Source organism: Neglectibacter sp. X4, assembly GCF_009917365.1.
GTDB lineage: Bacteria > Bacillota > Clostridia > Oscillospirales > Acutalibacteraceae > Acutalibacter.
Map to the genome: position 1 here is coordinate 1 of NZ_QWLE01000331.1, position 272 is coordinate 272.

The following is a 272-nucleotide window of genomic DNA, read 5'->3' on the forward strand; positions in this document are numbered from 1 at the left end:
CTCATCAATGTCCGCCATTCTCGCCGCGGTCTGTATGCGATCCATCCCTGACACGTCTCCATCCATTCCAAAGGCGATATTTCGCGCAATCGTATCCGAAAAGAGAAAATTATCCTGCGGCACATAGGCAAACGCCTCCCGCACGGAAGCAATCGTCAGGTCGTTGATTTCCTTTCCATCCAGAAAAATCATGCCGTCATTCACGTTATAGGTTCGTAGCAGCAGATCGACGAAAGTCGTTTTTCCCGCGCCAGTCTTTCCTACAATGCCCA

General features: G+C 50.4%; 1 protein-coding gene. It reads right to left on the bottom strand.

Annotation, left to right across the window (positions count from 1 at the left end):
- The coding region (locus D1841_RS18430; RefSeq protein ID WP_166554409.1) for an ATP-binding cassette domain-containing protein at positions 1–272 on the bottom strand (272 nt) is incomplete at both ends.